We start from the raw sequence: 22,615 nt of genomic DNA on the forward strand, positions 1-22,615 counted from the left end.
CGTAAGACAACGCTGCACTGCCATCACACAGGCAATCGGTTAGGCTCGCCGCCATGACTGCACAACGCGACCTCATCCCCCTGAATCTTTGCGTGCTGACCGTCTCGGACACGCGCACCCTGGCCGAAGACAGCTCCGGCGACTACCTCGTGCAATCGCTGACCGCCGACGGCCATCGCCTGGCCGACCGCCAGCTGCTGCCCGACGACCGCTACCGCATGCGCGCCGTCGTATCGCAATGGATCGCCGACGAAGGCGTCGACGGCATCCTCGTCACCGGTGGCACCGGCTTCACCGGACGCGACTCCACCCCCGAAGCCCTGCTGCCGCTGCTCGACAAACAGATGCCTGGCTTCGGCGAACTGTTCCGCGCGATCAGCTTCGACGAGATCGGCACATCGACCGTGCAATCGCGCGCCTTCGCCGGCCTGGCCAACGGCACGTTCGTGTTCGCCCTGCCCGGCTCGACCTCGGCCTGCCGCACCGCCTGGGAAAAGATCATCCGCAACCAGCTCGACGCGCGCACCACGCCCTGCAACCTCGCCACGCTGCGACCGCGCCTCAGGGAACGCTGACCACCAGACCCGCAAACCCGCGCAACAGGTTCAACCACCGGAGCCAGAACATGCCGTTGGACACCACCCTGCAACTGCTCGCCAGGGCCCGCGGCCTGAGCGCGGCCGACATCGCCACCGCCATTCCCCGCGCCGGCGTCGCCACCGTCAGCGCCTGGCTGCGTGGCGAGAAGATGCCCGGCAAGCAACAGCTCGACGCACTGGCGCGCGCCTTCGGCGTACCGGCCGGCGCACTGCTCGCCGAACTGGCCAGCACGCTCGACCCGGCACGCACCCAGGGCGAGCACGACCTGCTCGACGCCTATCGTGCCCTCACCACCCGCCAGCAAGGCGCACTGCTCGAAGTCGCGCGCAGCATGGCCGGCACCGAAAGCGCCAAGCGACGCCGCAGGAGCAAGTGATGGCCGACATCAAGCGCAAGGACTACGAAGCCCAGCTGGAACCGCTGCAGGTGGAGCTGGCGAACATGGCGCGCTGGCTCAAGCACAACGGACGGCGCCTGGTGGTGCTGTTTGAAGGCCGCGACACCGCCGGCAAGGGCGGCGCGATCAGCGCGATCGCCGAACACCTCAACCCGCGCCAGTGCCAGATCGTCGCCCTGCCCAAGCCGAACGAACGCGAAAGCGGCCAGTGGTACTTCCAGCGCTACGTGCCCTACCTTCCCGCGGCCGGCGAGATCGCCCTGTTCGACCGCAGCTGGTACAACCGCGCCGGCGTCGAGCAGGTGATGGGATTTGCCAAGGATGCCCAGGTCAAGGCGTTCCTGCGCCAGACCCCGACCTTCGAGAAGCTCCTGGTCGACGACGGCATCCTGCTGTTCAAGTACTGGTTGTGCTGCGACCAGGACGAACAGGAACAACGCTTCCTCGAACGGCTCGACGACCCGCTCAAGCGCTGGAAGCTGTCACCGATCGACTTCGAGGCGCGCAAGCACTACGACGATTACACGCGAGCGCGCGAGGCCATGCTCAAGGCCACCCATAGCAAGCATGCACCGTGGACGCTGGTCGACTTCAACGACCAGAAGCGCGGGCGCCTGACGCTGATCCGCGACCTGCTCGACCGGCTACCGGACACGCATGTCGGCGAGCAGCCGATCGTGTTCGAACCGCTGGCCGGCAAGCCGAAGAAGGAGCGCTACGACGTGGTCAAGCCGATCCGGAACGTGAAGCGCTAGCGCCACGTCGTCAGGTCACGAAGAAACCTTCGCCCGCTTCATCGTCGAGCGCGGCCAGACGCTCGAGGTCGTCGACCCGCGCCATCTCGGGCCCCTGCCGCAACCAGGCGGCCAGCCGATCGAGCGCCACGTCGTCGCCGGCGGCAAGCACTTCGACGCGGCCATCGGGCAGGTTGCGGGCGAAACCGCGCAAGCCCAGCGCCAGCGCCTGGTCGCGGGCGGAGGCGCGGAAGAACACGCCCTGCACGCGACCGCTGACGATGAAGCGCGCGGCGCTCATGACTTCTTCGCGGCGTCCGCGGGCTGCGCCTGCGGACCACCGGCCTTGGCGATGGCCGACTCGATGTCGTGCGCGGTGACCGGGCCGAGGAACTTGTCGGCAACCTTGCCGTCGGGGCCGATCAGGTAGGTCATCGGCAGCCCGCGCGGGGTCTCGAAGGCCGCCGGCGGATCGAAGGTGTCGACGATCGCGATCGGGTACGACACCGGGTGCTTGGTCAGGAAGGCGCGCATGTCGGCCGGCTCGATCTCCTCGTAGGCCAGGCCCAGCACTTCGATGTGCTCACGCATCGCGTCGAGTGCGGACAGCTCCGGCATTTCCTTCAGGCACGGCTTGCACCAGGTCGCCCAGAAGTTGACCACGACCCATTTGCCGCGATGGGCGGACAGGTCGTAGGCCTTGCCGTCGACCGTGGCGATCTTCAGCTCGGGCGTGTCGGAAGGCGCCGCCGGCTTGGCCGGCTCGGCCGGTGCCGCGGGAGCAGCAGGGGCTGCCTCCGGCTTCGCCGGTGCCTGCGCTTCCGGTGCGGGTGCGGGCTTCTGGCAACCGGCCAGGAGCAGCACGACCAGGGCCGTCGCCGCGCATGCCTTTGCACCGACGGAGACAGGATTGGAAAGCAGGCGGCTCGACATCGGACTAGACCTCTTCGGAATGAATGGTGGACGCGCGGCGCTTGAGCAGCTCGCGCAACGGGATGCGCAGCTCGTCGAGCACCGAAATGGCGGAACGACCCAGGGCGTCATCGCGGCAGGGCAGCACCGCCTCGGCGATCGGGATGCGCAGGTTGCAGGCTTCGTAGAGTTCGGCCAGGGTCAGCTCGTCGAGGTCGCGGGTCAGCAGCCATTCGCCGTCTTCGGCGCGGCGCACCACGTTGATCTCGTCGAGCTGGGCGAGCATCTGCTGCACCAGCGCGTCGGTCAGCATCGGCTCGAGCTGCTCGATGTCGACGATGTGCAGGCCGTTGCCCTTCCTGCGCGCCTCGTTGAAGCGCCCGAGCAGGCGCAGCAGACCGTAGATTTCATGCCCCAGCGGCAAGCGCATGCTCGCAGGCTGGTAGCGGAACGCCGACATCGACGAGGCCAGCGACGCGCCAAGCAGGATCGCGACCCAGCTCAGGTAGATCCACAGCAGGAAGATCGGCACGAAGGCGAGCGTGCCGTAGATCTTCGAGTACGAGCCGAAGTTGCCCAGGTACAGGCCGATGCCCCACTTCACGAACTCGAAGCCGAACGTCGCCAGCATCGCGCCGGCAATGGCGTGGCGCCACTGGATCGTGCGGTGCGGCACCACGCGGTAGATCGCGGCGAAGGCCAGCAGCTCGATGGCGATCGGCGTCAGGCGCAGCATCAGCTTCTGCAGGATGTGGCCGGCCTCGGTTTCGAACATCGACATGGCGAAGAATCGCGCCGAGATCGCCAGGCTCGCCGCGGCCATCAGCGCGCCCAACGTCAGCACGGTCCAGTAGACGAGGAAGCGGCCTACCTTTGGCCGCCCGGTCTTCACCCGCCAGATCCGGTTGAACGTCGCTTCTACGCCGTTGAGGGTGATCAGCAGCGACACCACCAGGGCGATCACGCCGGCGGCGGTGAGTTGTCCGGCGTTGGCCGAGAACTGCTTGAGATAGGACTCGACCGAACGTGCCGCGCTGGGCACGAAGTTGGAGAAGATGTAGTCGCTGAGCCGGTCGCTCCATTCGCCGAAGACCGGGAACGCCGACAGCACCCCGAACACCACCATCGACAGCGGCACCAGCGCGAACACGGTCGTGTACGACAGCGCGCCGGCGGCCTGGAACAGGTTGTCGTCGAGGAAGCGTTTGGCGAGGAAGCGGAAGAAGGTGCCCGCACGTGCACGGTCACGCGCGCGCTCGCTCCAGCGGTTCAAGGTGTTCAGTGGCTCCATCGGGCGGAGGGTAACCGATGCGCGGGGAGCGCGGGGTCACGGGCCAGGCCATCTGGCGGGCGCTGCCACCGTAGTGTGCGCACATCCACTATCCTTCCCGCCTTACGGGATGCCCGCCTGACGAAGCAATGCGATGACCGAGATTCTGGTGCTCTATTACAGCCGCGGCGGTTCGGTGGCGCGTCTGGCGCGGCATATCGCGCGCGGCATCGGCGAGGTCGAGGGCGTCGGCGCGCGCATCCGCACCGTGCCGCCGGTGGCGGCGGTGACGCAGACCGCGGCGCCGCCGGTGCCCGAGGACGGCGCGCCGTACGTCGAAGCGCGCGACCTGGTCGAGTGCGCGGGCATCGCGCTAGGCAGCCCCACCCGCTTCGGCAACATGGCCGCTCCCGTCAAGCATTGGTTCGACGGCCTCGGCGCGGAATGGGCCAGCGGAACGCTGGTCGGCAAGCCGGCGGCGGTGTTCACCTCCACCGCCACCATGCACGGCGGCCAGGAATCGACCCTGCTGACGATGATGGTGCCGCTGCTGCACCACGGCTGCATCCTGATGGGCATCCCCTATACCGAGCCGGCACTGACCAGCACGCGCAGCGGCGGCACGCCGTACGGCGCCAGCCACGTCGCCGGCAGCGGCGACGACCCGCAGCCCAGCGACGAGGAAGCGCAGCTCGCGCGTGCCCTCGGCCGGCGCCTGGCGACGCTGGTCGCGAAGGTGGCCGCATGAGCGCGCGGCAGGTGCTGGTCGCCGCGCTGCTGGCGCTGGCGGCGTTGTTCGTGGCCTGGTTTGCGCCACAGCCCTCGGCGCGGGTCGCCGTGGCGGTGTTCGCGCTGCCGCCGGTACTGCTGGCGGCCGTGGCACTGCGGGGTAGCCGAAAGGCCGCATTCTGGGCCGGCGTGTTCGCGCTGGGCTGGTTCAGCCATGGCGTGATGGTGGCCTGGTCGCGTCCGGGCGAACGCGGCTATGCCATCGCCGAGATCGTGCTGGCACTGGTGATCATCCTGGCCGGCAACCTGCCCGGGCTGCGGGCGCGGTTCGCGCGCAAGCGCTGACCGTATAATTGGGCCAACTCTCAAAAGCGCGCGTACCAACGATGGATCAGCTCTGCATCGTCACCACCGGCGGCACGATCGACAAGATCTACTTCGACGACAAGTCGGACTACCAGATCGGCGAGCCGCAGATCGGCGGGATCCTGCGCGAGCTGGGCGTGGCCTTCCAGTTCAACGTGATCCCGATCCTGCGCAAGGATTCGCTGCACATCACCGCCGAGGATCGCCAGCTGATCCGCGCAACCATCGCCGCGCAACCGGCGCGCCACGTGCTGATCACCCACGGCACCGACACCATGGTGGAAACCGCCAAGGTGCTGTCGAGCCTGGGCGACAAGGTGATCGTGCTGACCGGCGCGCTGAGCCCGGCCCGGTTCCGCGGCTCCGACGCGGAGTTCAATGTAGGTTGCGCCGTCGGTGCGGTGCAGTCGCTGCCGCCGGGCGTCTACATCGCCATGAACGGCCGCATCTGGGATCCGACCAAGGTGCGTAAGAACGTCGCAGCCAATCGCTTCGAAGCGGACTGATCGCTGGTCGCAGGCACCGGAACCAAAAAAAGCCCCGGCAATGCCGGGGCTTTGTTTTTTGCTGACGGCGGATCAGATCAGAACGTGACGCTCCAGCTGTTGATGTAGCCGGTGTCGCCGCCGGCGTTGTCGTTGACGCGCAGCTTCCACGTGCCGTTGAGCGGTTCGCTGGAAAGATTCAGCGTGACCGTCTTGTTGACGTTGTCGGCACTGCCGCCGGTGCGGTTGTGGATGTTGTAGAGCGAACCATCCGGCGCAACCAGGTCCACCTTCAGGTCGCCCTGGTAGGTGTGGACGATGGCGACCGTCACCGAAGCATTGCTCGGAGCGTTGCCGGTGCGGCCCGACACCGTGACCGGACTGTCGACGGTGGCGTTGTCGCTGATCGTGAAGTCGGCGGTGTTGCTGTAGGTCTGCGTGCCGCCGCCACCGGTGGTGTAGCTGCCGGTCAGCGACAGGCCCGAGTACGCCGCATAGCCACGCACCAGCACGTAGTACTTGCCGGTCTGGGCGGTGGCGATGTTGCAGGTCTCGGCGTTGCTGCTGCCTTCGGACTTGCAGTCGAACGAGGTCGTGGTCGGCGCGCTGCCGAACTTGACGTACAGGTCGGCATCACCCGTACCACCGGTGGTGACGAACTTCAGGCCGCTGGCGCCGGCCGGCACGTCGAGCGAGTACAGCTTGTCGCTGCCGGCGGCACCGCTGACGCCGGTCACGGCGACGCCGTTGGTCAACGGCGTGGCGGTCGGCGGCGGCGTGGTGCCGTTGGTGGCATCCACCACGGCCTTGGCGTTGAGGATGCCAGGGCCGATCGGCTGCGACGGCGTCGACGGGAACGCGGTGACGTTGCCCTTGATCAGCGTCTCGACCTGCGCCGGCGTCTTCGGCGTGGTCGCCACCGACTGTATCAGCGCCACCACGCCGGCGACGTGCGGGGTCGCCATCGAGGTGCCGTTGTACGACGCGTAGGTTTCGCTGCCCGGCGTGGTCGCACCGGTGTTGAGCGTGGACAGGATGTTCGAACCCGGCGCGGCGATGTCGATCAGCGAACCGTAGTTGGAGAAGCTCGAACGTGCGCCGGTGCTGGTGATCGAAGCCACCGCGATGACGTTGTTGCAGTTCGCCGGCGAAGCATTGGAGACGTTGGTGTTGTCGTTGCCGGCGGCGATGACCAGCGTGGTGCCGCGACCGACCGCGCCATTGATCGCGGTCTGGGTGGTGGTGCCGCAGGCGCCGCTGCCGCCGAGGCTGAGGTTGATCACTTCGGCCGGATTGGCATTGGCCGGAACACCGCTGACGGTGCCGCCGGAAGCCCAGGTGATCGCGTCGGCGATGTCAGAGTCGTAACCGCCGCAGGTGCCGAGCACGCGCACCGGGACGATCTTGGCGCCGTAGGCGACGCCGGCAACGCCCTTGGCGTTGTTGGTCACCGCGGCAATGGTGCCGGCGACGTGCGTACCGTGCCAGCTGGAACCCTGCGCGGCATGGGAGCCACCGCACTGGTTGGCGCTGACCCAGTCGCCCGGATCGCTGGCATCGCTGTCGCGGCCGTTGCCATCGTTCGACACCGCGGTGTCGATGATGAAGTCGTAGCCCGGCAGGATGTTGGCGTTGAGATCGCTGTGGTTGGTGATGCCGGTGTCGAGCACCGCGACCACCGCACCGCTGCCGTTGGTGACGTCCCAGGCCTGGTTGGCCTTGACGCCGTAGGTGCCCGAATAGCCCCACTGCTCGCTGTAGCGCGTGTCATTGGGGGTCAGCAGCGGCTTGTTGAGCTTGTCGACTTCGACGTACTCGACGCTCGGATCGGCGGCGATCTGGCGCATCAGCGTCTCGGCCTCGACACGGTCGAGCTTGCGCGCGGCGCGCACCACGTCGGCACCGGTGGCGATGCGGCGGATGTGGGTCAGGCCCACGGCCTTGCCGGCATTGCCGAGCGCACTGCGCATGGTGGCGGCGTTGGTCTGGGCGGCACTGCCGTCCTTGTACTTGACGATGAAACGGTCGTTGCCGGTGTCGGCCTGCAGGCCGGAAAGGTTGACGCGGGCCTGCTGCGCAAGAGCGGGAGCGGCGAAGCCGGTGGAGATGGCCAGAACGGTAGCCACGGAGAGTGCGTGCATGCGGATGCGACGCGATTGACGATCGGACATCGGATGGAACCCCCAAAGTCATGAACTTCGTAATGGTCGGGTCCGGCCTGCCGATGAGGGTCACGTCGCCGCGAGCAGCAGCTCGCTGAGGATCACCACGCCGGTGCCGGGCACGTTCGGCGGTGCACCACGTCGAGGTGGCGACCGTTTGATGCCTGGAGAGCAGCCCCCTCCGCTCTCAAACCAGCTCAACGCAGCACTACCGCGCTCCCCTACCGCTGATCGAATGAACAGGGTTGGCAAAGTGAGGGAAATGAGCAGCCCGTCGCGTTCAGGTTTGGGAGGGCCCGATTCAGCTGAGAAAGCCCACGTCCATGGATCCCCGCCTTCGCGGGGATGACGGTTTGCGGGGCGGGATGCCTGGGGATTGCGTGGGGTGGCTCGGGCAGTGCCGAAGACCGGGTAATGAAATGCCGGAGCGTCGTCCGACGGGCCGGGGATTGCGCAGCAGTGGGCCATGGATGGCCCACGCCCCGCATCAGACAGGATGTCTGACTAAGGGGCGGAGCAATCCCCGGCACGGCGGGCGGCGCCAATCCGACGCCGACGCCCTGCTAAGGCCGTTACGCCAGAAAAGCGATCAGAACATCCCGGTTTCGAGACGCGCCGCTTCCGACATCATGTTGCGGTTCCACGGCGGATCGAAGACCAGATCGACGTCGGCCTCGGCCACGGTCGGGATCATCTCCAGCTTGTCGCGCACGTCGGCCACCAGGATGTCGCCCATGCCACAGGCCGGCGCGGTGAGGGTCATGCGCACCTCGACACGACGCTTGCCCGGCTGCTCCGGATGCGGCTGGATGCTGGCCTCGTAGACCAGCCCCAGGTCGACCACGTTGATCGGAATCTCCGGGTCGAAGCACGTGCGCAACTGGCGCCAGACCAGTTGCTCGACCGCCTCGTCATCGGCGCCCTCGGGCAACTCCAACGGCTCTGGCGGCTCCTTGCCGATGGCGTCGGCGTCCCGTCCCGCGACGCGGAACAGATTGCCTTCGACGAACACGGTGTAGCTGCCGCCAAGGCCCTGGGTGATATAGCCAATGCTGCCCGCGGGCAACGTCAACTGTTCTCCCTCGGGGACCATGACAACGGCGCAATCGCGCTCGAAACGGACGGGTTCGCTGCTGCGGGAATACATGCCGGAAAGATTGGGGTGCCGTGGCGTGGCACAAGGCCGGCAATTCTACCGGTGTGCGACCCCCAGCATGCGCACCGCCCGTGGCGGCCCGGCTATGCTGTTGCATTGACCGTCCCCCGAGTAGTCGATGACCCCACCCGCCCCGCCTGCCCGCCGCGCCTCGTGGTTTTCGTGGTTGCTACTGCTGCTGGGCGCCTGCGGGTTTGCCGCGGTGTGGGTGCTGCTGAGCCTGTACACCGGCCGCCAGAACGGCTGGATGGCGGTGCTGGGCGCGCTGGATATCGCCCTGATGCTGCGCCTGGGCGGCTGGCGCCCCGGATTTGGACGGCTGCTGGCGGGCGTGCTCGGCACCTCCGCGATAGTGATTGCCGCCAACTGGTTCATCACCGCCACCCAGCTCGGCGCCATGCTCGGCCTGCCGCCGTGGGAATCGGCGGTACGCCTGGGCATCCACCACGCCTGGATCCTGGTGCAACTGGCCAACGGTGTTGCCGACCTGGTCTGGATCACGGTCGGCCTGATCGCCGCGGCCCTGCTCTCGCGCTGAGATTTCCTAGACGGACTCGTCCAGGCAGGTCTCGAACAGCGCCACTGCCTCGTTGATCTCGGCCACCGACAAGGCACCGAAGCCCAGCAACAGACCGGCACGGTCGGGCGGGTCCAAGTAGTAGGGACGGATCGGATACAGCCCCAGCCCGAGGCTGCGGGCGCGCGCGATGAAGGCATCGCCCTGCTCGGCGTTGCGCCCCTTGAGCCACACCACCAGGTGCATGCCGGCGCGCGAGTCGTTGATCTGCAGCCGACCGTTGCTGCAGCGCTTGAGCCCGTTGAGCAGGGCCGCGCGCCGCTCCTTCAGGGTTTTCCAGGTGCGGCGCAGGTGCCGCTCGAAACCGCCATCGCCGATGAAGCGCGCCAGCGCCGCCTGCTCGATGCCGCACGAACCGAAATCGTCCTGCCACTTGGCGTTGACGAAGTCGCCACGCAGGCCCGGCGGCACCACCGCATAGCCCAGGCGCAAGGACGGGAACATCACCTTCGAGAACGTGCCGACGTAGATCACCCGTGCGCTGTCGTCCAGCGAGCGCAGCGCTGCCAACGGCCGCGCGTCGTAGCGGAATTCGCCGTCGTAATCGTCTTCCAGGATCCAGCTGCCGTTGCGCCGCGCGTAGTCGATCAACGCCAGGCGGCGCTGCAGCGACAGCACCGCGCCGCTGGGGAACTGGTGCGACGGCGTCACGCAGACCAGCTTCGGCGCCGGCAGCGGCAGGTCGTCGCAGATCAGTCCCTGCGCGTCGACGCCGACGGTGCGCACGTTGGCGCCGTGGATTTGCAGCGCCTCGCGCATCGCCGAGTAATGCGGCTCTTCGAGCACGACCTCGTCGCCCGGATCGAGCAGGACGCGTGCGGTAAGCGCGACGGCCTGCTGCGTGCCGTGGACGATCACCACGTCCTCGGGCTGGGCCTGCACGCCGCGACGCCGGCCCAGGTAGTCGCAGACCGCTTCGCGCAGCGCCAGCAGCCCCTGCGAGGGCGGATAGGTCGGCGAGGTATAGGCCGCGGCGTGCGCCAGTTCGCGCGACCAGGCGCTGGTCAGCGCCGGATTGGTCAGCGGCACGCCGTACTGGAAGGCATAGCGGATGCCAGGAATGTTGCGGCCCGGGATGCGCAGGTGGTCGTGGATGACGCGCGCACGCCGCGCAAACTGCGACTGCGCCGGCAGTGGCGCGTCGACGCCGTGGATCGGCCTGGCCGACTGCACCGGTGGCGTCACGTAACTGCCCGATCCCACGCGTCCATCGACGAAACCTTCGGCGCGCAACTGGTCATAGGCGGCGAGCACCGTATTGCGCGAGACGCCCAGTTCACGTGCCAGCTGCCGCGTGGCCGGCAGGCGCGCGCCTTGGCTGACGCGCCCGGCGAAGACGGCACTCTTGAGGGCGCGGGTCAGCTGCGCGTGCAGTGGACCGCGTCCGTCGAGTTGCAGGTGCATGGCCGGCCTCCTGGAGGGCGTGGCGGATTGGCCCCATTCAAGCCCGATGAATTGGACCTTGCCAGTGCCACTTTGCCACGGCTCCATAGGGCCAATCCCGTGCGAATGGACACCAGCCATGAAAGCGCCCGCCCGTGACCCCGCCTCCGCCACCTCAGTTGCGTGGGAGCGCCCCGCCGCCTGGGCCTGGATCCTGATCGGCGGGCTGACCGTCGGCGCCTTCGACCTGCTGTTCGCGATGATCTGGTGGGCGCCGCTGGGCGCCTCCCCGATCCGCATTCCGCAATCGGTCGCCGCGTGGATCATCGGCCGCGATGCCGCCTTTGCCGGAGGCGCGGCGACGGCGCTGTTCGGCGCGGCGCTGCACTTCTACCTGATGACCGCGATCGTGGCGATCTACCACGTCGCCAGCCGCGGGCGCCCGTGGCTGCTCGAGCATCCGCTGCGCAACGGCGCGATCTACGGCGCGCTGTGCTACGTGCTGATCCACGTCATCGCCGTGCCGATGTTCTCGGCCGCGCCGCCACGGCGCTTCCTGCTGGACTGGTCGATCGCCTGCCTGCTCGCGCACATGCTGCTGGTCGGCGTTCCCTGCGCGCTGTTCGCGCGCAGGTGGCACACCGCCCAGTAGTCACGCCTCACGGCGGCGACGGTTCGTCCGTTGCCGCGTCACCGTCGAGCGCCGGGCCTGGACGGCTGGCAGTCGGCTTCGCGAGCATCGCGCCGACTTCCGCCGACATGCTGCGCACGTGCACGTCCTGCTGCGGGAATGGCATCTCGATGCCGGCCTCGCGCAGCGCCGCGTGCACGCGCGTCATCAGCTCGCTGCGGATGTTGGTCCAGTTCTCGAAGTCGTAGGTCCAGGCGCGGATCGCGAAGTTGAGCGAGCTGGCGCCCAGGCCGGTAAACAGCACCACAGGCACCGGCGTGCGCGCCACGTGCGGCGTATCGGTGGTCACCTTCGTCAGCAGCGCGATCACCTGCGAAGGCTCGGAGCCGTAGCCCACGCCCAGGTCGATGTCGATGCGCCGGCTCATGTCGAGCAGGGTCCAGTTGGTCAGCTTCTCCGACAGCAGCGTGCCGTTGGGCACCACCACGTCGGCGCCGTCGAAGGTCTTGATGGTGGTGGCGCGCATGCCGATCTCGCGCACGCGGCCTGCGGTACCGGTGATCTCGACCACGTCGCCGGGCTGGATCGGCCGCTCGAACATCAGGATCAGGCCGGAGACGAAGTTGTTGACCACGTTCTGCAGGCCGAAGCCGATGCCGACGCCGAGCGCGCCGAACAGGAACGCCAGCTGCCCGATCTTGAAGCCGGCAGCGGCCAGGGCCACGACCAGGCCGATCAGCAGCAGCGCGTAGTAGCTCAGCGAGGCCACCGAATTGCCGACGCCGCGCGGCAGCGACATCTTCGACAGGACCTGCTCTTCCAGCAGGAAGCGGACGATGCGGGCGGTCCAGAAGGCGATGAACACCGAGACCGCGAACACCAGGATGTGGCCGAGGCTGATGGATATCTCGCCGAACTTGACCGCGTACGTCAGCACCGACTCGACGACTGCATACACCGGCCGGAAGATGCGGAAGCGGCTCATCGCGAAGGCGATCCAACCCAGCACCGCGGCAATCTTCAGCAGCTTGTTGAATCCCTGCAGGATCGGCGCGGCGTGCTCCCTGGCGATACGGAAGCGCGAGGCGCTACGGCGCGCGATGAGCAGTTGCAGCAGCGTGTTGAACACGTTGATGCCGGCATACAGCACCAGGCCCAGGTAGCCGCTGTCCACCACGCCGGCGGTCAGCATTTCCGCCAGCGAGACGTTGCCGACGATGTTCGACACGGCCGACGCCGCCAGCAGCACGGTAGCGCCCCAGGCGATCGCGTGGATGATCCTGCTGATTCGCGCCGCCGGATCATCCACGGCCAGCGGTTTGCGCGAACGCCACAGCAGCCACAGCATCAATGCCATCGCCAGCAGCGTCAGGCCCAGGTAGTACCAGCGGTACATCAGCTCGCTGGCGAGGAAGACGAAGCCCAGGCGCTCGAGCAGGTACAGGCCGGTGGCGACGAACGGCCAGAATCCGAGCAGCCGCTTGCTGGCGGGCGGCAGCAAGCGCAGCACCGGCACCAGTGCCACCAGCATCGCGACCTGGTGCGCCAGCAGCGGCGCATCGGGTTCGAACACCAGTACGCCCATCATCGACAGCAGGATCCATGACGAGATCGGCCGGCGCAGGACCCGATTGGAGGCTTCGCTTTCCAGTCCCGTGGGCGCCTGTTTGCGCGAACGGAAACTCAGCCAGACCAGCAGCGGCAGCAACAGGATCTGCAGCCAGTGCAATGCGCGCTGGTTGCCCAGGTCGGCCGCGCTGTACTGGCTGACGAAACGACTCTCGATCTCCAGGCCGGTGCGAATCGAATCGAGTGCCGACTCGCTCCCTTCCTGGCCTCGTTGCACTGCCCACAGCGGCGGTGCATCCAGGCGGATCAGGCGACTGTCGATGTAATCGATGGCCTGGCTGACGGCCTTCTGCCCGGCCTGGATCCGCGCCTCCACCGAGTTTCCTCGGCGGCCCAGTGCGATCTGTTTTTCCAGCGGCGCCGACAGTGCCTGCTCGGCCTGCTTGAGCTTGGCGACGACCGACTCGATGCGGTTGTCGAGCGCGCTGGCGAGGCTGCCGGCCTGCGCGGCGACCTTGGTCGCGTCCCAGTCGGCGCGGCGGCTCGCGAGCTCGGCGGCGTCGTCGCTGGAGGGCGCGCTGGCCTGGCGCAGGTCGGACTGCCAGCGTGCGTACTGGCGGGCATCGAACTTCCAGTGCCGATCCAGGCTTTCCAGGCGCATCACCGGCAGCGTGCGCATGTCCTTGGAGACGAACAGCTTGGCCTTCTCGTTCACCGAGCGCTCGATCGTCGCCAGGCGCGGAGCCAGATCCCGGGTCAGGTCCGAAGTCGACGCCCTCAGGATCACGTCCTGGGCGAAGCGCTCGTCATCGTCGGCGCGATTGGGGATGTCGGCGACCGGAATGGCCGTGGGTCCCTTGTCCTTGGCCTCGACCAGGGTCGGTGCGGTCTGCGCCGATGCCGCAGGAATGGTGAGCATGCCCGACAGGCACAGGACGAACGCAAGCAGGGCGGAAATACGCGACATCGTGGCTCCAGGCCGTCTGACGAGTCCGCTGCCTTGCACCTTCCAGGGCAGCTGAGACACGAATACTGCGGCAGAGCAAACCCCAGTGGCGCGGGATCGTCAACGCATCGCGGCCTGGTGGGTCACACGTTCACGTTGTCATCACGGCCTTGACGTCTCATCGGTTTGGTATCCGGGAACCTTTTGCCCGCTGCTGCGTCTGCGCAACTGAAAGCGACCCGCGATCCGGAGACAGCAACCACCATGGCCCCCGCCGGCACCCTGAGATCGATCGACTACGCTTCGCTGGCTGACGTCGAGCTTGCGGCGCTGGTGCAGCGCGGCGACCGCGAGGCGTTCCGCCAGATCATGCGGCGCTGCAACCAGCGTGTGTTCCGCATGGCCCGCAGCCTGGTGGGAAACGATGCCGAAGCCGAGGACGTCGTCCAGGAAGCCTACCTGCACGCCTTCGAGCACATCGCGACGTTTCGCGGCGAGTCCTCCCTGACCACGTGGTTGACCCGGATCGTCCTCAACGGCGCCCAGAGCCGGCTTCGGCAACGCCGCAAGACGGTCGAACTCGACCAGATCGATGCCATCCACAACGCCGGAGACCGTGTCGTGCCATTTCCTTCCAGGTCCGGCAACGAGGACCCCGCGGCGGCGGCATCGCGCGAACAGGTGCGTCGCTTGCTCGAGCATGCGGTGGACGGCTTGCCCGAACCCTTCCGCGTCGTCTTCATCCTGCGCGACATCGAAGGCTGTTCGGTCGAGGAGACCGCGAGCAGTCTGGCACTGCGCGCCGAAACCGTGAAGACGCGCCTGCATCGCGCCCGGCGCCTGCTGCGCGCCGCATTGAACGACACCCTTGCGGCCACGCTTTCGGACGCGTTCCCGTTCCTGGGATCGCGCTGCGAACAGATGACCGCAAGGGTGATGGCAAGACTCGAGGGCGCCACCGCGCCCGAACACCCGTCCACCGACTGAAGAGGATCGCGTCATGTTGAAAGCAGCCCTGATCGTGTTTGCAATCGCCGCCATGGGCGGCCTGTTCCTCGCGTCGCATGTACTGCGTGGTCGGCTGGCGCCCTGGGTGGTCTCGGTCATGCACGCGTTGCTCGGTGCCACCGGACTGGTGCTGGTGATCATGGGCGTCGGGCAAGGTGGCGCACCGGCACTGGCGACCGGGGCGTTGGCGATACTTGGCCTGGCCGCGCTGGGTGGTTTCTATCTCGCTTCGATCCACCTGCGCGGCAAAGTCGCGCCCAAGGCGGTCGTGTTCGTCCACGCCGGCGTGGCCGTCACCGGCTTCCTGGTGCTGTTGAGCGCGGTGATTGCGCGGTAAGGCATTCGGCGCCCCCCTCGCCCGTTCACTGTAATTGGCTCCGTTGATCCACGGAGGAGTGGCTCTCCAAACTGCTGTTTCAGACCGATAGCGTGGTGCCATTGGCGCGTGATCGAGCGCGCCGCACCAGCGAGACCGTCATGGCCCTGCGCTATCACGCACTTTCCGCTTCGTCGCCGTTGCCGATCGCGGGCGACGAACAATGGCTCCGGCTGACCGTGGCCAGCGACGAGGGCCTGCGCTTGCCGCGCGACTGGATCTCGCTGCTGCTGCCATTGCGCGGTGATCTGCAACTGCAGGGTAGCGATTGCCAGTGGCTGCTTCGCAACGGCCAGGGGCAGCTGTGGTGCGCAGGGCCAATTTCGGCGCAGGGTGCGCACGGTTCGCTGTGGCTGTGCCTGGCCGGCCATCCCGCCGCCTGGGCGCAGCACTTCGGCAATGCCCGGGCGATGCACGAACAGCTTCCGTGGCAGCACACGACGCCGCGCCTGCTGCGCCGGCAACTGCTGCGCGTTGCTCGCGGGCTTCGTGACGGCCAAGCCCCTGCGGACGAGGTACTGTCCACGCTGCTGGGCGATCAGCAACTGGCCATCGCCGCGCGCCTGCCACGCTGTCGCGGTCGCAACAGGTCGCACCGGCGCCAGACCCTGCTGCGCCTGCTGCACGTGCGCCATCTGGTGCGCTGCCATGTCGATGCCGACGACGAATCGGACGCGGCGATCGACCTCGCCTGGCTGGCCGATCGCGCCCACTACTCGTCGGGCCACCTGATTCGCATCCACCGCGAAGTCTTCGGCGAGACACCATCGGAGTACCTGGCACGACTGCGCAGTGCGCGGGCCTGGCGACTGGTGCGCGAAACGGCGATGCCGGTGGGCGAGATCACGCAGGCACTCGGCTTCGAGAGCCAGAGCGCGTTCTGCCGCGCGTTCAAGCACACCTTCGGCATGACCGCGACGCAGGCGCGCCGCAGCCATGCACCTTCACTGCAGACATCCTCAAATCACGACACTGCCACCGAGGCGACCCCATGCGCGGCCTGAGCCTCTCCATCGAACCATCGACGCGGCGCGCACTGACCTGGATGCTGCTGGGCGGCCTGTGCGCCGGCACGCTCGACATCCTGTTCGCCACCGGCTTCTGGGCGCTGCGTGGCGTTGCTCCTGAGCGGATCCTGCAGAGCGTCGCCGCCGGCGTGCTCGGCAAGGCCAGCTTCAGCGGCGGCAGTGCGAGCGCGATGCTGGGCCTGTGCCTGCATTACCTGATCGCCATCGCCATGGCCGCCGCCTACGCCATGGCCGCGCGCGATGTGACTGCCCTGCTGCAGCGCCCATGGCGTTACGGCGCGGTGTACGGACTGGCACTGTTCGCGCTGATGAGTTTCGTCGTCGTGCCGCTGTCGGCCGCGCCCCGCAGCGGTGCGCCGCAGCCGCTGTGGATCGCATCCAGTGTGGTCGCCCACATCGTCCTGGTCGGCTGGCCGTGCGCCTGGTTCGCTCGGCGCGCCTGGCTGGGCGCATGGGGATCGCCGCCCCTGGCGACGATGCTCGAACGCCCCGGCTGATCCCTCCTCGCTTCACGCCCGGCGCGAACTGATGCTGGCGTCAGCGGAGACCGGGCGCGCCCCGGCCCCGCCCCAAACGCAACGGAGACTGCAATGAACCCCATCGCTCCCGGCCTGCTCGTCCTGCTCACCCTGGCCACCGCACCGGCTTACGCGCACGGCAACAAGTGCAAGAAGATCCACGCCGACCTGGTCGAGGTCTCGTCAACGCAAGGCTGCAATCCCGGCCTGGCCACGTGTTTCCTTGGCGAAGTCGACGGCAATCACGGCCTGCGCGGCGTCACCCACTTCAACGGCGACAGCGGTGCCGCCGGCCCGGCGACGTCGCCCGGTTTCATTTCCTATAGCGGCCCGTTCGAGTACCGCCTCGAGAAGGGCACGCTGACCATGCGCGAAACCGGCGTCACCACCCCGGGTCCGGCCGCGGGCGTGGTCACGGCGTACCAGAAGATCGTCGCCGGCACGGGCGAGTTCGCAGGTGCCACCGGCTACTTCTTTGTCAGTGGCCTGAAGGACGGCCACGGCATGATCGACACCTTCATCAACGGCGAGATCTGTTTCCAGAACTGATCCGCCCAGCAAGGGTCTTCCCTCACCCCAACCCTCTCCCGTGCACGGGAGGGGGTCTTTTTTTTCAGGATTGATCCAGCCCGTGCGAGCCTAGTGCCCGCCGCCGTCCAACGCCTTCAACTCACTCACCAGTGCGCTGGCCATCTCGGCACCATCGCCATAAAGCATGCGCGTGTTGTCCTGGTAGAACAGCGCATTCTCGATGCCGGCGAAACCGGTGCCCTTGCCGCGCTTGATGACGATCGTGTTCTTCGAGTTGGTCACGTCGAGGATCGGCATGCCGTAGATCGGCGACGCCGGATCGGTCTTGGCCACCGGATTGACCACGTCGTTGGCACCAATCACCAGCGACACATCGGTGTTGGCGAACTCCGGATTGATGTCGTCCATGTCGGCGATCAGATCGTATGGCACACCGGCCTCGGCCAGCAGCACGTTCATGTGGCCCGGCATGCGCCCGGCCACCGGATGGATCGCGAACTTCACCTTGACCCCGCGCTCCATCAACTTCTGGCTGAGTTCCCAGATCTTGTGCTGCGCCTGCGCCACCGCCATGCCGTAACCCGGCACGATCACCACGCGCTCGGCGTAGGCCATCATCGCCGCGACATCGCCGGCCTCGATCGGCTTCTGCGTACCGCTGATCTCCTGCGCCTGCCCGCCGCCACCGAAGCTGGAGAACAGCACCCCGTGGATCGGGCGGTTCATCGCCTTGGCCATCAACTGCGTCAGCAACGTACCGGCCGCGCCGACCATGGTGCCGGCGATGATCAGCGCCTCGTTGCCGAGTACATAACCTTCAAACGCCACCGCCAGACCGGTCAGCGCGTTGTACAGCGAGATCACCACCGGCATGTCGGCGCCGCCGATCGGCAGCGTCATCAGCACGCCCAGCGAAAGCGCCAGCATAAAGAAAGCGATGATCGCCGACGTGCTCAAGGTATGGATGGCGATGCCGCCCATCACGATCATCGCCACGAACACGGCCAGGTTGAACAACTGCTGCCCCGGGAACACCACGCGCTTGTCCAGGCGCCCATCGAGCTTGGCCCAGGCAATCACCGAACCCGACAGCGACACCGCGCCGATCGCAGCACCAAGCACGGCCAGCACCAGTGACGTCATCGACGGCGCCTTGCCCTCCCCGGAGAAACGCAGCAACTCGACCGCACCGATCGCCGCCGCAGAACCGCCGCCCATGCCGTTGTAGAGCGCGACCATCTGCGGCATGTCGGTGATGGCGACCTTCTTGCCCGACACCCATGCCAGGCCCGTGCCAATGCCGAGCGCCAGCACGATCAGCGCCAGGTTGTGCAGGCCCGGCAGCAGGAATGTCGCCACCGTGGCGATGACCATGCCCAGTCCGGCCCAGCGGATGCCGCTGCGCGCGGTGACCGGCGAGGCCATGCGCTGCAGGCCCAGCAGGAACAAAGTGGCAGCAACTAGATAACTGGCGGCGGCGATCCAGGCGAAGGTGTTCTGCATCGCGCCGCTCATGCCTTGCCTCCGCTCTTGGCGGAGCCGGGCTTGCGGCTGGCCTTGAACATTTCCAGCATGCGCTCGGTGACGACGTAGCCGCCTGCGGCGTTGCCGGCGCCCAGCAGCACGGCGACAAAGCCAATCGCCTTCTCCAGCGTCGTGTCGGCATGGCCGAGCACGACCATGGCGCCGATCAGGACGATGCCGTGGATGAAGTTGGATCCGGACATCAGCGGCGTGTGCAGGATCACCGGCACCCGCGAGATGATCACGTGGCCGGCGATCGCCGCCAGCATGAAGATGTACAGCGCTACCAAACCGTCGCCCATCATCCGTACCCCATCCCGATGTCTCCCGCATCATAACCGTGGATGAACGCGGCGCCAGCGTCGTTTGCCGACGGCTGTCAACCGGAGCGGCCGCCGGGCGTTGTCTCCCCCGAAGGACGGGCCAAGACGGGTCCGCCAGACCGGGATGGACCGCAATGAGGCATGACGCACTGAAACGCACGGACCCGGACCACCGCGGCTGCCTCGCCGATCGTCGGCATTAAGCCAGGCCCCGTATGCTGCGACGCGTGAGCCGCGAACCCGACGACGACGTGCTGGCCGCCACCCCGGCGCAGGCACATGTGCACGCTGCCTCCAGCGCGGAGGCGGTCGCGCGCGTGCCGGCGTCGCTGGAGGAGTTCCTCGCCGGCGTCGGCACCCGGGCGTTCCGCTTCGCCGAAATGGGGCTGCGCCAGCGCGACGATGCCCTCGATGCCGTGCAGGACGCGATGATGAAGATGCTGTCCTATCGCGAACGCCCCGCCGAGGAATGGACGCCGCTGTTCTGGAGCATCCTGCGCAGCCGGATAGTGGATGTGCAGCGCCGGCGCACGTTCCGTCTGCGCTGGCTGATGCCGACACCGGAGCGGGACGACAGCACGCTGGACTGGGCCGATGACGGCCCCGACCCGTCGCGCACGTTCGACGGCCGCGAGGCCTACTCGAAGCTGTCCGAGGCGATGGCGAAGCTGCCGCGCCGGCAGCGCGAGGCCTTCAGCCTGCGCATCCTGGAAGAACTCGACGTCGCCACGACCGCGCGGGCGATGGGTTGCAGCGAAGGCGCGGTCAAGACACACCTGTCGCGCGCACGCGAAGCGTTGCAGCGACAACTGGAGGACTGGCGATGAGCCACCACGAGCAAGACGATCACTCTTTCGACCAGGCCATGCGCCGGTTGCACGCGCAGGCCGTTGACCAGGTCTCGCCGTCGACGCGCGCGCGCTTGCGTGTCGCCCGCCAGGCAGCGACCACCCCCGCGGCGACGCGCGAGCATCGCCGCGGCCCGGGCTGGGTGCTGGCAACCGGCTTCGCCGCGGTGTCCGCACTGGCAATCGGCCTGATGCTGCGGCCGTCGCCGCAGGCGCCTGCCGCCACCTCGCCTGCGCCCGCGGTGGCCGCGGCGACAACCACCGCCGCCTACGACGCCGACACGGGCCTGGCCACGCTCGACGAAAACCCCGACCTCTACCTCTGGCTGGCCTCGAACGACGATGCCATGCCTGCTTTGGACCCGTGACATGCGGAGTAACGACATGCGTACCGCTTCGCCCGCTTTTAGACTGACGACAAGCGCCCGACTGACGCGCGCGGCCGCTGTAGTGGCGCTGCTGGTCGCTGCCTCGCCGGTGTTCGCAACGGACCCGCCGAAAGAGGTGGCCACCGCGCCGGCCAAGTCGCTTCCGGCATGGGAACAGCTCACCCCGGCCCAGCGCGAACAGCTCATCGCCCCCGTGCGCGAGCGCTGGAACAACCAGCCCGAGGAGCGCCAGCGCATGCTCGACCGCGCCGAGCGCTGGCAGCAGATGACACCCGAGCAGCGCAAGCAGGCCCGCCACGGCATGAAGCGCTGGGAGCACATGAGCCCGGAACAGCGTGAGCAGATGCGGGCCCTGTACGCCAAGATGCGCGGCATGGACGAGACACAGCGCGCCGCGCTCAAGACGCAGTTCCGGGCGATGACGCCCGAGCAGCGTCGCGCCTGGGTGCAGGCCAACCCTGCCCCGCCCGAGAAGGACGGACCGCCGCAGCGCTGAGCCACCGGCCCCGACACGCTTCGTCGGGGCTGATGCCCCCACACAGTCGCCAACGGGCGCGCTCGTGCTCTAGGATGCAGCGATCAGGTTCTGGAGCGGAGCATGGCGGGCATCACCATTGGCGTTGCAAGCGAAACCGCAACCGGCGAACGCCGTGTCGCAGTGACCCCGGAAACCTGCAAGAAACTCGTCGCCCGCGGCGCGCGTGTGCGCGTGCAGCGTGGCGCCGGCCGCGCGGCCAGCTTCGACGACCAGGCTTACGCCGACGCGGGCGCCGAACTCGCCGACGATGCCGCTTCGGCCTGGAACGACGCCGACGTGGTGCTGTGCGTGCAACCGCCGGCTGCGCAATCACTCAACGCATTGCGCCAGGGCACCGTCCTGGTCGGACTGCTCGCACCGCAGGGCGATGCCGCCCGCGGCGAAGCGATCGCCGCGCGCGGACTGCTCGCCTTCCCGCTCGAGCGACTGCCGCGCACCACGCGCGCGCAGGCGATGGACGTGCTCAGTTCACAGGCCGGCATGGCCGGTTACAAGGCGGTGCTGATCTCCGCGCAGCTGGCACCGCGCTTCTTCCCGATGCTGACCACCGCCGCGGGCACGATCCGTCCGTCGAAGGTGCTGATCGTCGGCGCCGGCGTCGCCGGCCTGCAGGCGGTGGCGACGGCCAAGCGCCTGGGCGCGCAGGTCGAAGGCTTCGACGTGCGTCCGGAGACGCGCGAACAGATCGAATCGCTGGGCGGCAAGTTCCTCGACCTGGGCGTCAGCGCCGCCGGCGAAGGCGGTTACGCACGCGCCCTCACCGACGAGGAGCGCGCCGAACAGCAGCGCCGCCTCGGCGAGCACCTCAAGGGCATCGACGTGATCGTCTGCACGGCCGCAGTGCCGGGCCGTCCCGCGCCGAAGATCATCACCGCGGCGATGGTGGCCGGAATGAAGCCCGGCAGCGTGATCGTCGACCTCGCCGCCGAGACCGGCGGCAACTGCGAGCTGACCCGCCCGGGCGAAACGATCGAGAGCAACGGCGTGACCGTCGCCGGCCCGCTCAACCTCGCCAGTAGCGGCGCGGTTCATGCCAGCGAGATGTATGCACGCAACGTGCTCAACTTCGTCAGCCTGTTCGTGACCGAAGAGGCCTCACGCGAAGGCCGCCTTGCGATCGACTGGAACGACGAGTTGCTGGCGCGCACGGTGTGGCCGGAGCGCGCGGCGCCGCAGGCGTAGCGCCACGTCCTCATCCCGGCGAAGGCCGGGATCCATCTTGACGTTGACGTTGGTCGGGGTTCTTGGCTTCGGAGCGGCGTCGTCCGCAGGGGCGGGGAGTGCTCCGTCCCGCAGACGACATCCTGTCTTTATGCGGGACGCGGGACATCCATGTCCCGCTGCTCCGCACTCCCCGCCCCTGCGGCCAACGCTCTGGCGATTGGCTGCACGGTCTTCGTTGAACTGAAGGCGACGAGCAACGACGTCTGGGTTCCCGCCTGCGCGGGAATGACGGGCACACCTCACCGTCATCCCCGCGAAGGCGGGGATCCATGGACGTTGGCTTTGGCTTTGGCTTTGGCTTTGGCTTTGGCTTCGGCTTTGACTCTGCCCTGCGCCCTGGAGGTGAGCATCACAGCCAGCAGCAGTCCCAGACCCGGAGGACGCCGCACAG

At 67.8% G+C, this 22,615-nt stretch carries 26 protein-coding genes and 1 pseudogene; 17 read left to right on the forward strand and 10 right to left on the reverse strand.

The features are described 5' to 3' along the window. Positions 1–53 precede the first annotated feature (53 nt). The 3 genes from moaB to ppk2 are packed head-to-tail and all read left to right on the forward strand — an operon-like array spanning position 54 to position 1,752. A complete protein-coding gene (moaB, locus tag HIV01_RS08945; RefSeq protein ID WP_200606533.1) occupies positions 54–575 on the forward strand; it encodes a molybdenum cofactor biosynthesis protein B in 522 nt (173 codons plus the stop codon). A gap of 50 nt (positions 576–625) precedes the next feature. Next, on the forward strand, positions 626–976 hold the full coding sequence (locus HIV01_RS08950; RefSeq protein ID WP_200606534.1) for a helix-turn-helix domain-containing protein: 351 nt from the start codon (positions 626–628) through the stop codon (positions 974–976). After that, positions 976–1,752 carry a polyphosphate kinase 2 gene (gene ppk2, locus HIV01_RS08955; protein WP_200606535.1) on the forward strand — a complete coding sequence of 259 codons (777 nt, stop codon included), beginning with the start codon at positions 976–978 and terminating at the stop codon, positions 1,750–1,752. Before HIV01_RS08950 ends, ppk2 begins: the two co-directional genes overlap by 1 nt. Positions 1,753–1,762: 10 nt before the next feature. Here the strand turns inward: ppk2 and HIV01_RS08960 are convergent, their stop codons facing one another. The 3 genes from HIV01_RS08960 to HIV01_RS08970 are packed head-to-tail and all read right to left on the reverse strand — an operon-like array spanning position 1,763 to position 3,934. After that, a complete protein-coding gene (locus HIV01_RS08960) occupies positions 1,763–2,032 on the reverse strand; it encodes an acylphosphatase (RefSeq protein WP_200606537.1) in 270 nt (89 codons plus the stop codon). Continuing rightward, positions 2,029–2,664 carry a TlpA family protein disulfide reductase gene (locus tag HIV01_RS08965; RefSeq protein WP_200606539.1) on the reverse strand — a complete coding sequence of 212 codons (636 nt, stop codon included), beginning with the start codon at positions 2,662–2,664 and terminating at the stop codon, positions 2,029–2,031. The genes HIV01_RS08960 and HIV01_RS08965 overlap by 4 nt, the downstream gene beginning before the upstream one ends. A 4-nt stretch (positions 2,665–2,668) precedes the next feature. Beyond that, complete coding sequence (locus HIV01_RS08970; RefSeq protein WP_200606540.1) at positions 2,669–3,934, reverse strand: YihY family inner membrane protein; 1,266 nt, start codon at positions 3,932–3,934, stop codon at positions 2,669–2,671. 133 nt (positions 3,935–4,067) lie between these two features. Here HIV01_RS08970 and wrbA point away from each other — a divergent pair, with 133 nt between their 5' ends. The 3 genes from wrbA to HIV01_RS08985 are packed head-to-tail and all read left to right on the forward strand — an operon-like array spanning position 4,068 to position 5,514. Further along, positions 4,068–4,661 carry an NAD(P)H:quinone oxidoreductase gene (gene wrbA, locus HIV01_RS08975; RefSeq protein ID WP_200606541.1) on the forward strand — a complete coding sequence of 198 codons (594 nt, stop codon included), beginning with the start codon at positions 4,068–4,070 and terminating at the stop codon, positions 4,659–4,661. Continuing rightward, complete coding sequence (locus tag HIV01_RS08980) at positions 4,658–4,987, forward strand: DUF2069 domain-containing protein (RefSeq protein ID WP_200606542.1); 330 nt, start codon at positions 4,658–4,660, stop codon at positions 4,985–4,987. Before wrbA ends, HIV01_RS08980 begins: the two co-directional genes overlap by 4 nt. Before the next feature lie 41 nt (positions 4,988–5,028). Further along, positions 5,029–5,514 carry an asparaginase domain-containing protein gene (locus HIV01_RS08985; protein ID WP_158733624.1) on the forward strand — a complete coding sequence of 162 codons (486 nt, stop codon included), beginning with the start codon at positions 5,029–5,031 and terminating at the stop codon, positions 5,512–5,514. A 77-nt stretch (positions 5,515–5,591) separates the two neighbouring features. On the opposite strand, the gene HIV01_RS18165 is transcribed toward HIV01_RS08985, so the two are convergent. From HIV01_RS18165 to sufT, 3 genes and pseudogenes are all read right to left on the reverse strand, one after another. Then, positions 5,592–5,864, reverse strand: coding sequence for a proprotein convertase P-domain-containing protein (locus HIV01_RS18165; protein WP_245156989.1), 273 nt, complete (start codon positions 5,862–5,864; stop codon positions 5,592–5,594). An 87-nt stretch (positions 5,865–5,951) separates the two neighbouring features. Further along, positions 5,952–7,664 (reverse strand): annotated as a pseudogene (locus HIV01_RS08990) (S8 family peptidase); the annotation flags it as partial. 580 nt (positions 7,665–8,244) lie between these two features. Next, the gene (gene sufT / locus HIV01_RS08995; RefSeq protein ID WP_207527152.1) at positions 8,245–8,802 is read right to left on the reverse strand and encodes a putative Fe-S cluster assembly protein SufT; all 558 of its coding nucleotides are present in this window, start codon (positions 8,800–8,802) and stop codon (positions 8,245–8,247) included. 127 nt (positions 8,803–8,929) lie between these two features. Between sufT and HIV01_RS09000 the strand changes: the two genes are divergently transcribed. Then, entirely contained in the window at positions 8,930–9,349 is a 420-nt protein-coding gene (locus tag HIV01_RS09000; protein WP_200606544.1) for a hypothetical protein, read from the forward strand. 6 nt (positions 9,350–9,355) lie between these two features. On the opposite strand, the gene pdxR is transcribed toward HIV01_RS09000, so the two are convergent. Then, complete coding sequence (pdxR, locus tag HIV01_RS09005; protein ID WP_200606545.1) at positions 9,356–10,792, reverse strand: MocR-like pyridoxine biosynthesis transcription factor PdxR; 1,437 nt, start codon at positions 10,790–10,792, stop codon at positions 9,356–9,358. A gap of 118 nt (positions 10,793–10,910) precedes the next feature. Between pdxR and HIV01_RS09010 the strand changes: the two genes are divergently transcribed. Next, positions 10,911–11,423 carry a hypothetical protein gene (locus HIV01_RS09010; RefSeq protein ID WP_200606547.1) on the forward strand — a complete coding sequence of 171 codons (513 nt, stop codon included), beginning with the start codon at positions 10,911–10,913 and terminating at the stop codon, positions 11,421–11,423. Positions 11,424–11,430: 7 nt separating this feature from the next. On the opposite strand, the gene HIV01_RS09015 is transcribed toward HIV01_RS09010, so the two are convergent. After that, positions 11,431–13,938: a mechanosensitive ion channel family protein gene (locus tag HIV01_RS09015; RefSeq protein WP_200606549.1), complete on the reverse strand. Its 2,508-nt coding sequence runs from the start codon at positions 13,936–13,938 to the stop codon at positions 11,431–11,433. A 243-nt stretch (positions 13,939–14,181) separates the two neighbouring features. On the opposite strand from HIV01_RS09015, the gene HIV01_RS09020 reads away from it, so the two are divergent. The 5 genes from HIV01_RS09020 to HIV01_RS09040 all read left to right on the forward strand — a co-directional run bounded on the left by HIV01_RS09020 (position 14,182) and on the right by HIV01_RS09040 (position 17,396). Next, on the forward strand, positions 14,182–14,904 hold the full coding sequence (locus HIV01_RS09020) for an RNA polymerase sigma factor (protein ID WP_200606551.1): 723 nt from the start codon (positions 14,182–14,184) through the stop codon (positions 14,902–14,904). A gap of 13 nt (positions 14,905–14,917) precedes the next feature. Continuing rightward, entirely contained in the window at positions 14,918–15,262 is a 345-nt protein-coding gene (locus HIV01_RS09025) for a hypothetical protein (RefSeq protein ID WP_200606553.1), read from the forward strand. Positions 15,263–15,402: 140 nt separating this feature from the next. Next, entirely contained in the window at positions 15,403–16,305 is a 903-nt protein-coding gene (locus HIV01_RS09030; protein WP_207527153.1) for a helix-turn-helix transcriptional regulator, read from the forward strand. Continuing rightward, positions 16,293–16,826 (forward strand): hypothetical protein, encoded by a 534-nt coding sequence (locus HIV01_RS09035; protein ID WP_200606558.1) that lies wholly within the window; start codon positions 16,293–16,295, stop codon positions 16,824–16,826. The genes HIV01_RS09030 and HIV01_RS09035 overlap by 13 nt, the downstream gene beginning before the upstream one ends. A gap of 93 nt (positions 16,827–16,919) precedes the next feature. After that, a complete protein-coding gene (locus HIV01_RS09040; RefSeq protein WP_200606560.1) occupies positions 16,920–17,396 on the forward strand; it encodes a hypothetical protein in 477 nt (158 codons plus the stop codon). A gap of 90 nt (positions 17,397–17,486) precedes the next feature. Here HIV01_RS09040 and HIV01_RS09045 read toward each other — a convergent pair whose 3' ends face one another. Further along, entirely contained in the window at positions 17,487–18,893 is a 1,407-nt protein-coding gene (locus tag HIV01_RS09045; protein WP_200606562.1) for an NAD(P)(+) transhydrogenase (Re/Si-specific) subunit beta, read from the reverse strand. Then, positions 18,890–19,204: an NAD(P) transhydrogenase subunit alpha part 2 gene (locus HIV01_RS09050; RefSeq protein WP_200606563.1), complete on the reverse strand. Its 315-nt coding sequence runs from the start codon at positions 19,202–19,204 to the stop codon at positions 18,890–18,892. Before HIV01_RS09050 ends, HIV01_RS09045 begins: the two co-directional genes overlap by 4 nt. 272 nt (positions 19,205–19,476) lie before the next feature. Here HIV01_RS09050 and HIV01_RS09055 point away from each other — a divergent pair, with 272 nt between their 5' ends. The 4 genes from HIV01_RS09055 to HIV01_RS09070 all read left to right on the forward strand — a co-directional run bounded on the left by HIV01_RS09055 (position 19,477) and on the right by HIV01_RS09070 (position 22,182). After that, positions 19,477–20,052, forward strand: a complete 576-nt coding sequence (locus HIV01_RS09055) for an RNA polymerase sigma factor (protein WP_245156990.1) — start codon at positions 19,477–19,479, stop codon at positions 20,050–20,052. After that, entirely contained in the window at positions 20,049–20,441 is a 393-nt protein-coding gene (locus HIV01_RS09060; protein ID WP_200606565.1) for a hypothetical protein, read from the forward strand. The genes HIV01_RS09055 and HIV01_RS09060 overlap by 4 nt, the downstream gene beginning before the upstream one ends. A 16-nt stretch (positions 20,442–20,457) precedes the next feature. After that, entirely contained in the window at positions 20,458–20,958 is a 501-nt protein-coding gene (locus HIV01_RS09065; RefSeq protein ID WP_200606566.1) for a DUF3106 domain-containing protein, read from the forward strand. A gap of 102 nt (positions 20,959–21,060) precedes the next feature. Then, positions 21,061–22,182, forward strand: coding sequence for an NAD(P) transhydrogenase subunit alpha (locus HIV01_RS09070; RefSeq protein ID WP_200606567.1), 1,122 nt, complete (start codon positions 21,061–21,063; stop codon positions 22,180–22,182). Positions 22,183–22,615: the final 433 nt, after the last annotated feature.

Origin of the sequence: Lysobacter arenosi, assembly GCF_016613475.2 — a bacterium.
Lineage (GTDB): Bacteria > Pseudomonadota > Gammaproteobacteria > Xanthomonadales > Xanthomonadaceae > Lysobacter_J > Lysobacter_J arenosi.

Coding starts and splice junctions, on each gene's coding strand:
- HIV01_RS09015 (WP_200606549.1), bottom strand. CDS start 13,938: ATGTCGCGTATTTCCGCCCTGCTTGCGTTCGTCCTGTGCCTGTCGGGC.
- HIV01_RS08965 (WP_200606539.1), bottom strand. CDS start 2,664: ATGTCGAGCCGCCTGCTTTCCAATCCTGTCTCCGTCGGTGCAAAGGCA.
- HIV01_RS09035 (WP_200606558.1), top strand. CDS start 16,293: ATGCGCGGCCTGAGCCTCTCCATCGAACCATCGACGCGGCGCGCACTG.
- HIV01_RS08950 (WP_200606534.1), top strand. CDS start 626: ATGCCGTTGGACACCACCCTGCAACTGCTCGCCAGGGCCCGCGGCCTG.
- sufT (WP_207527152.1), bottom strand. CDS start 8,802: ATGTATTCCCGCAGCAGCGAACCCGTCCGTTTCGAGCGCGATTGCGCC.
- wrbA (WP_200606541.1), top strand. CDS start 4,068: ATGACCGAGATTCTGGTGCTCTATTACAGCCGCGGCGGTTCGGTGGCG.
- HIV01_RS09030 (WP_207527153.1), top strand. CDS start 15,403: ATGGCCCTGCGCTATCACGCACTTTCCGCTTCGTCGCCGTTGCCGATC.
- HIV01_RS08980 (WP_200606542.1), top strand. CDS start 4,658: ATGAGCGCGCGGCAGGTGCTGGTCGCCGCGCTGCTGGCGCTGGCGGCG.
- moaB (WP_200606533.1), top strand. CDS start 54: ATGACTGCACAACGCGACCTCATCCCCCTGAATCTTTGCGTGCTGACC.
- HIV01_RS09045 (WP_200606562.1), bottom strand. CDS start 18,893: ATGAGCGGCGCGATGCAGAACACCTTCGCCTGGATCGCCGCCGCCAGT.
- HIV01_RS09065 (WP_200606566.1), top strand. CDS start 20,458: ATGCGTACCGCTTCGCCCGCTTTTAGACTGACGACAAGCGCCCGACTG.
- HIV01_RS09020 (WP_200606551.1), top strand. CDS start 14,182: ATGGCCCCCGCCGGCACCCTGAGATCGATCGACTACGCTTCGCTGGCT.
- HIV01_RS08960 (WP_200606537.1), bottom strand. CDS start 2,032: ATGAGCGCCGCGCGCTTCATCGTCAGCGGTCGCGTGCAGGGCGTGTTC.
- HIV01_RS09040 (WP_200606560.1), top strand. CDS start 16,920: ATGAACCCCATCGCTCCCGGCCTGCTCGTCCTGCTCACCCTGGCCACC.
- HIV01_RS09010 (WP_200606547.1), top strand. CDS start 10,911: ATGAAAGCGCCCGCCCGTGACCCCGCCTCCGCCACCTCAGTTGCGTGG.
- pdxR (WP_200606545.1), bottom strand. CDS start 10,792: ATGCACCTGCAACTCGACGGACGCGGTCCACTGCACGCGCAGCTGACC.
- HIV01_RS09050 (WP_200606563.1), bottom strand. CDS start 19,204: ATGGGCGACGGTTTGGTAGCGCTGTACATCTTCATGCTGGCGGCGATC.
- HIV01_RS08970 (WP_200606540.1), bottom strand. CDS start 3,934: ATGGAGCCACTGAACACCTTGAACCGCTGGAGCGAGCGCGCGCGTGAC.
- HIV01_RS08985 (WP_158733624.1), top strand. CDS start 5,029: ATGGATCAGCTCTGCATCGTCACCACCGGCGGCACGATCGACAAGATC.
- HIV01_RS09025 (WP_200606553.1), top strand. CDS start 14,918: ATGTTGAAAGCAGCCCTGATCGTGTTTGCAATCGCCGCCATGGGCGGC.
- HIV01_RS09070 (WP_200606567.1), top strand. CDS start 21,061: ATGGCGGGCATCACCATTGGCGTTGCAAGCGAAACCGCAACCGGCGAA.
- HIV01_RS09000 (WP_200606544.1), top strand. CDS start 8,930: ATGACCCCACCCGCCCCGCCTGCCCGCCGCGCCTCGTGGTTTTCGTGG.
- ppk2 (WP_200606535.1), top strand. CDS start 976: ATGGCCGACATCAAGCGCAAGGACTACGAAGCCCAGCTGGAACCGCTG.
- HIV01_RS09060 (WP_200606565.1), top strand. CDS start 20,049: ATGAGCCACCACGAGCAAGACGATCACTCTTTCGACCAGGCCATGCGC.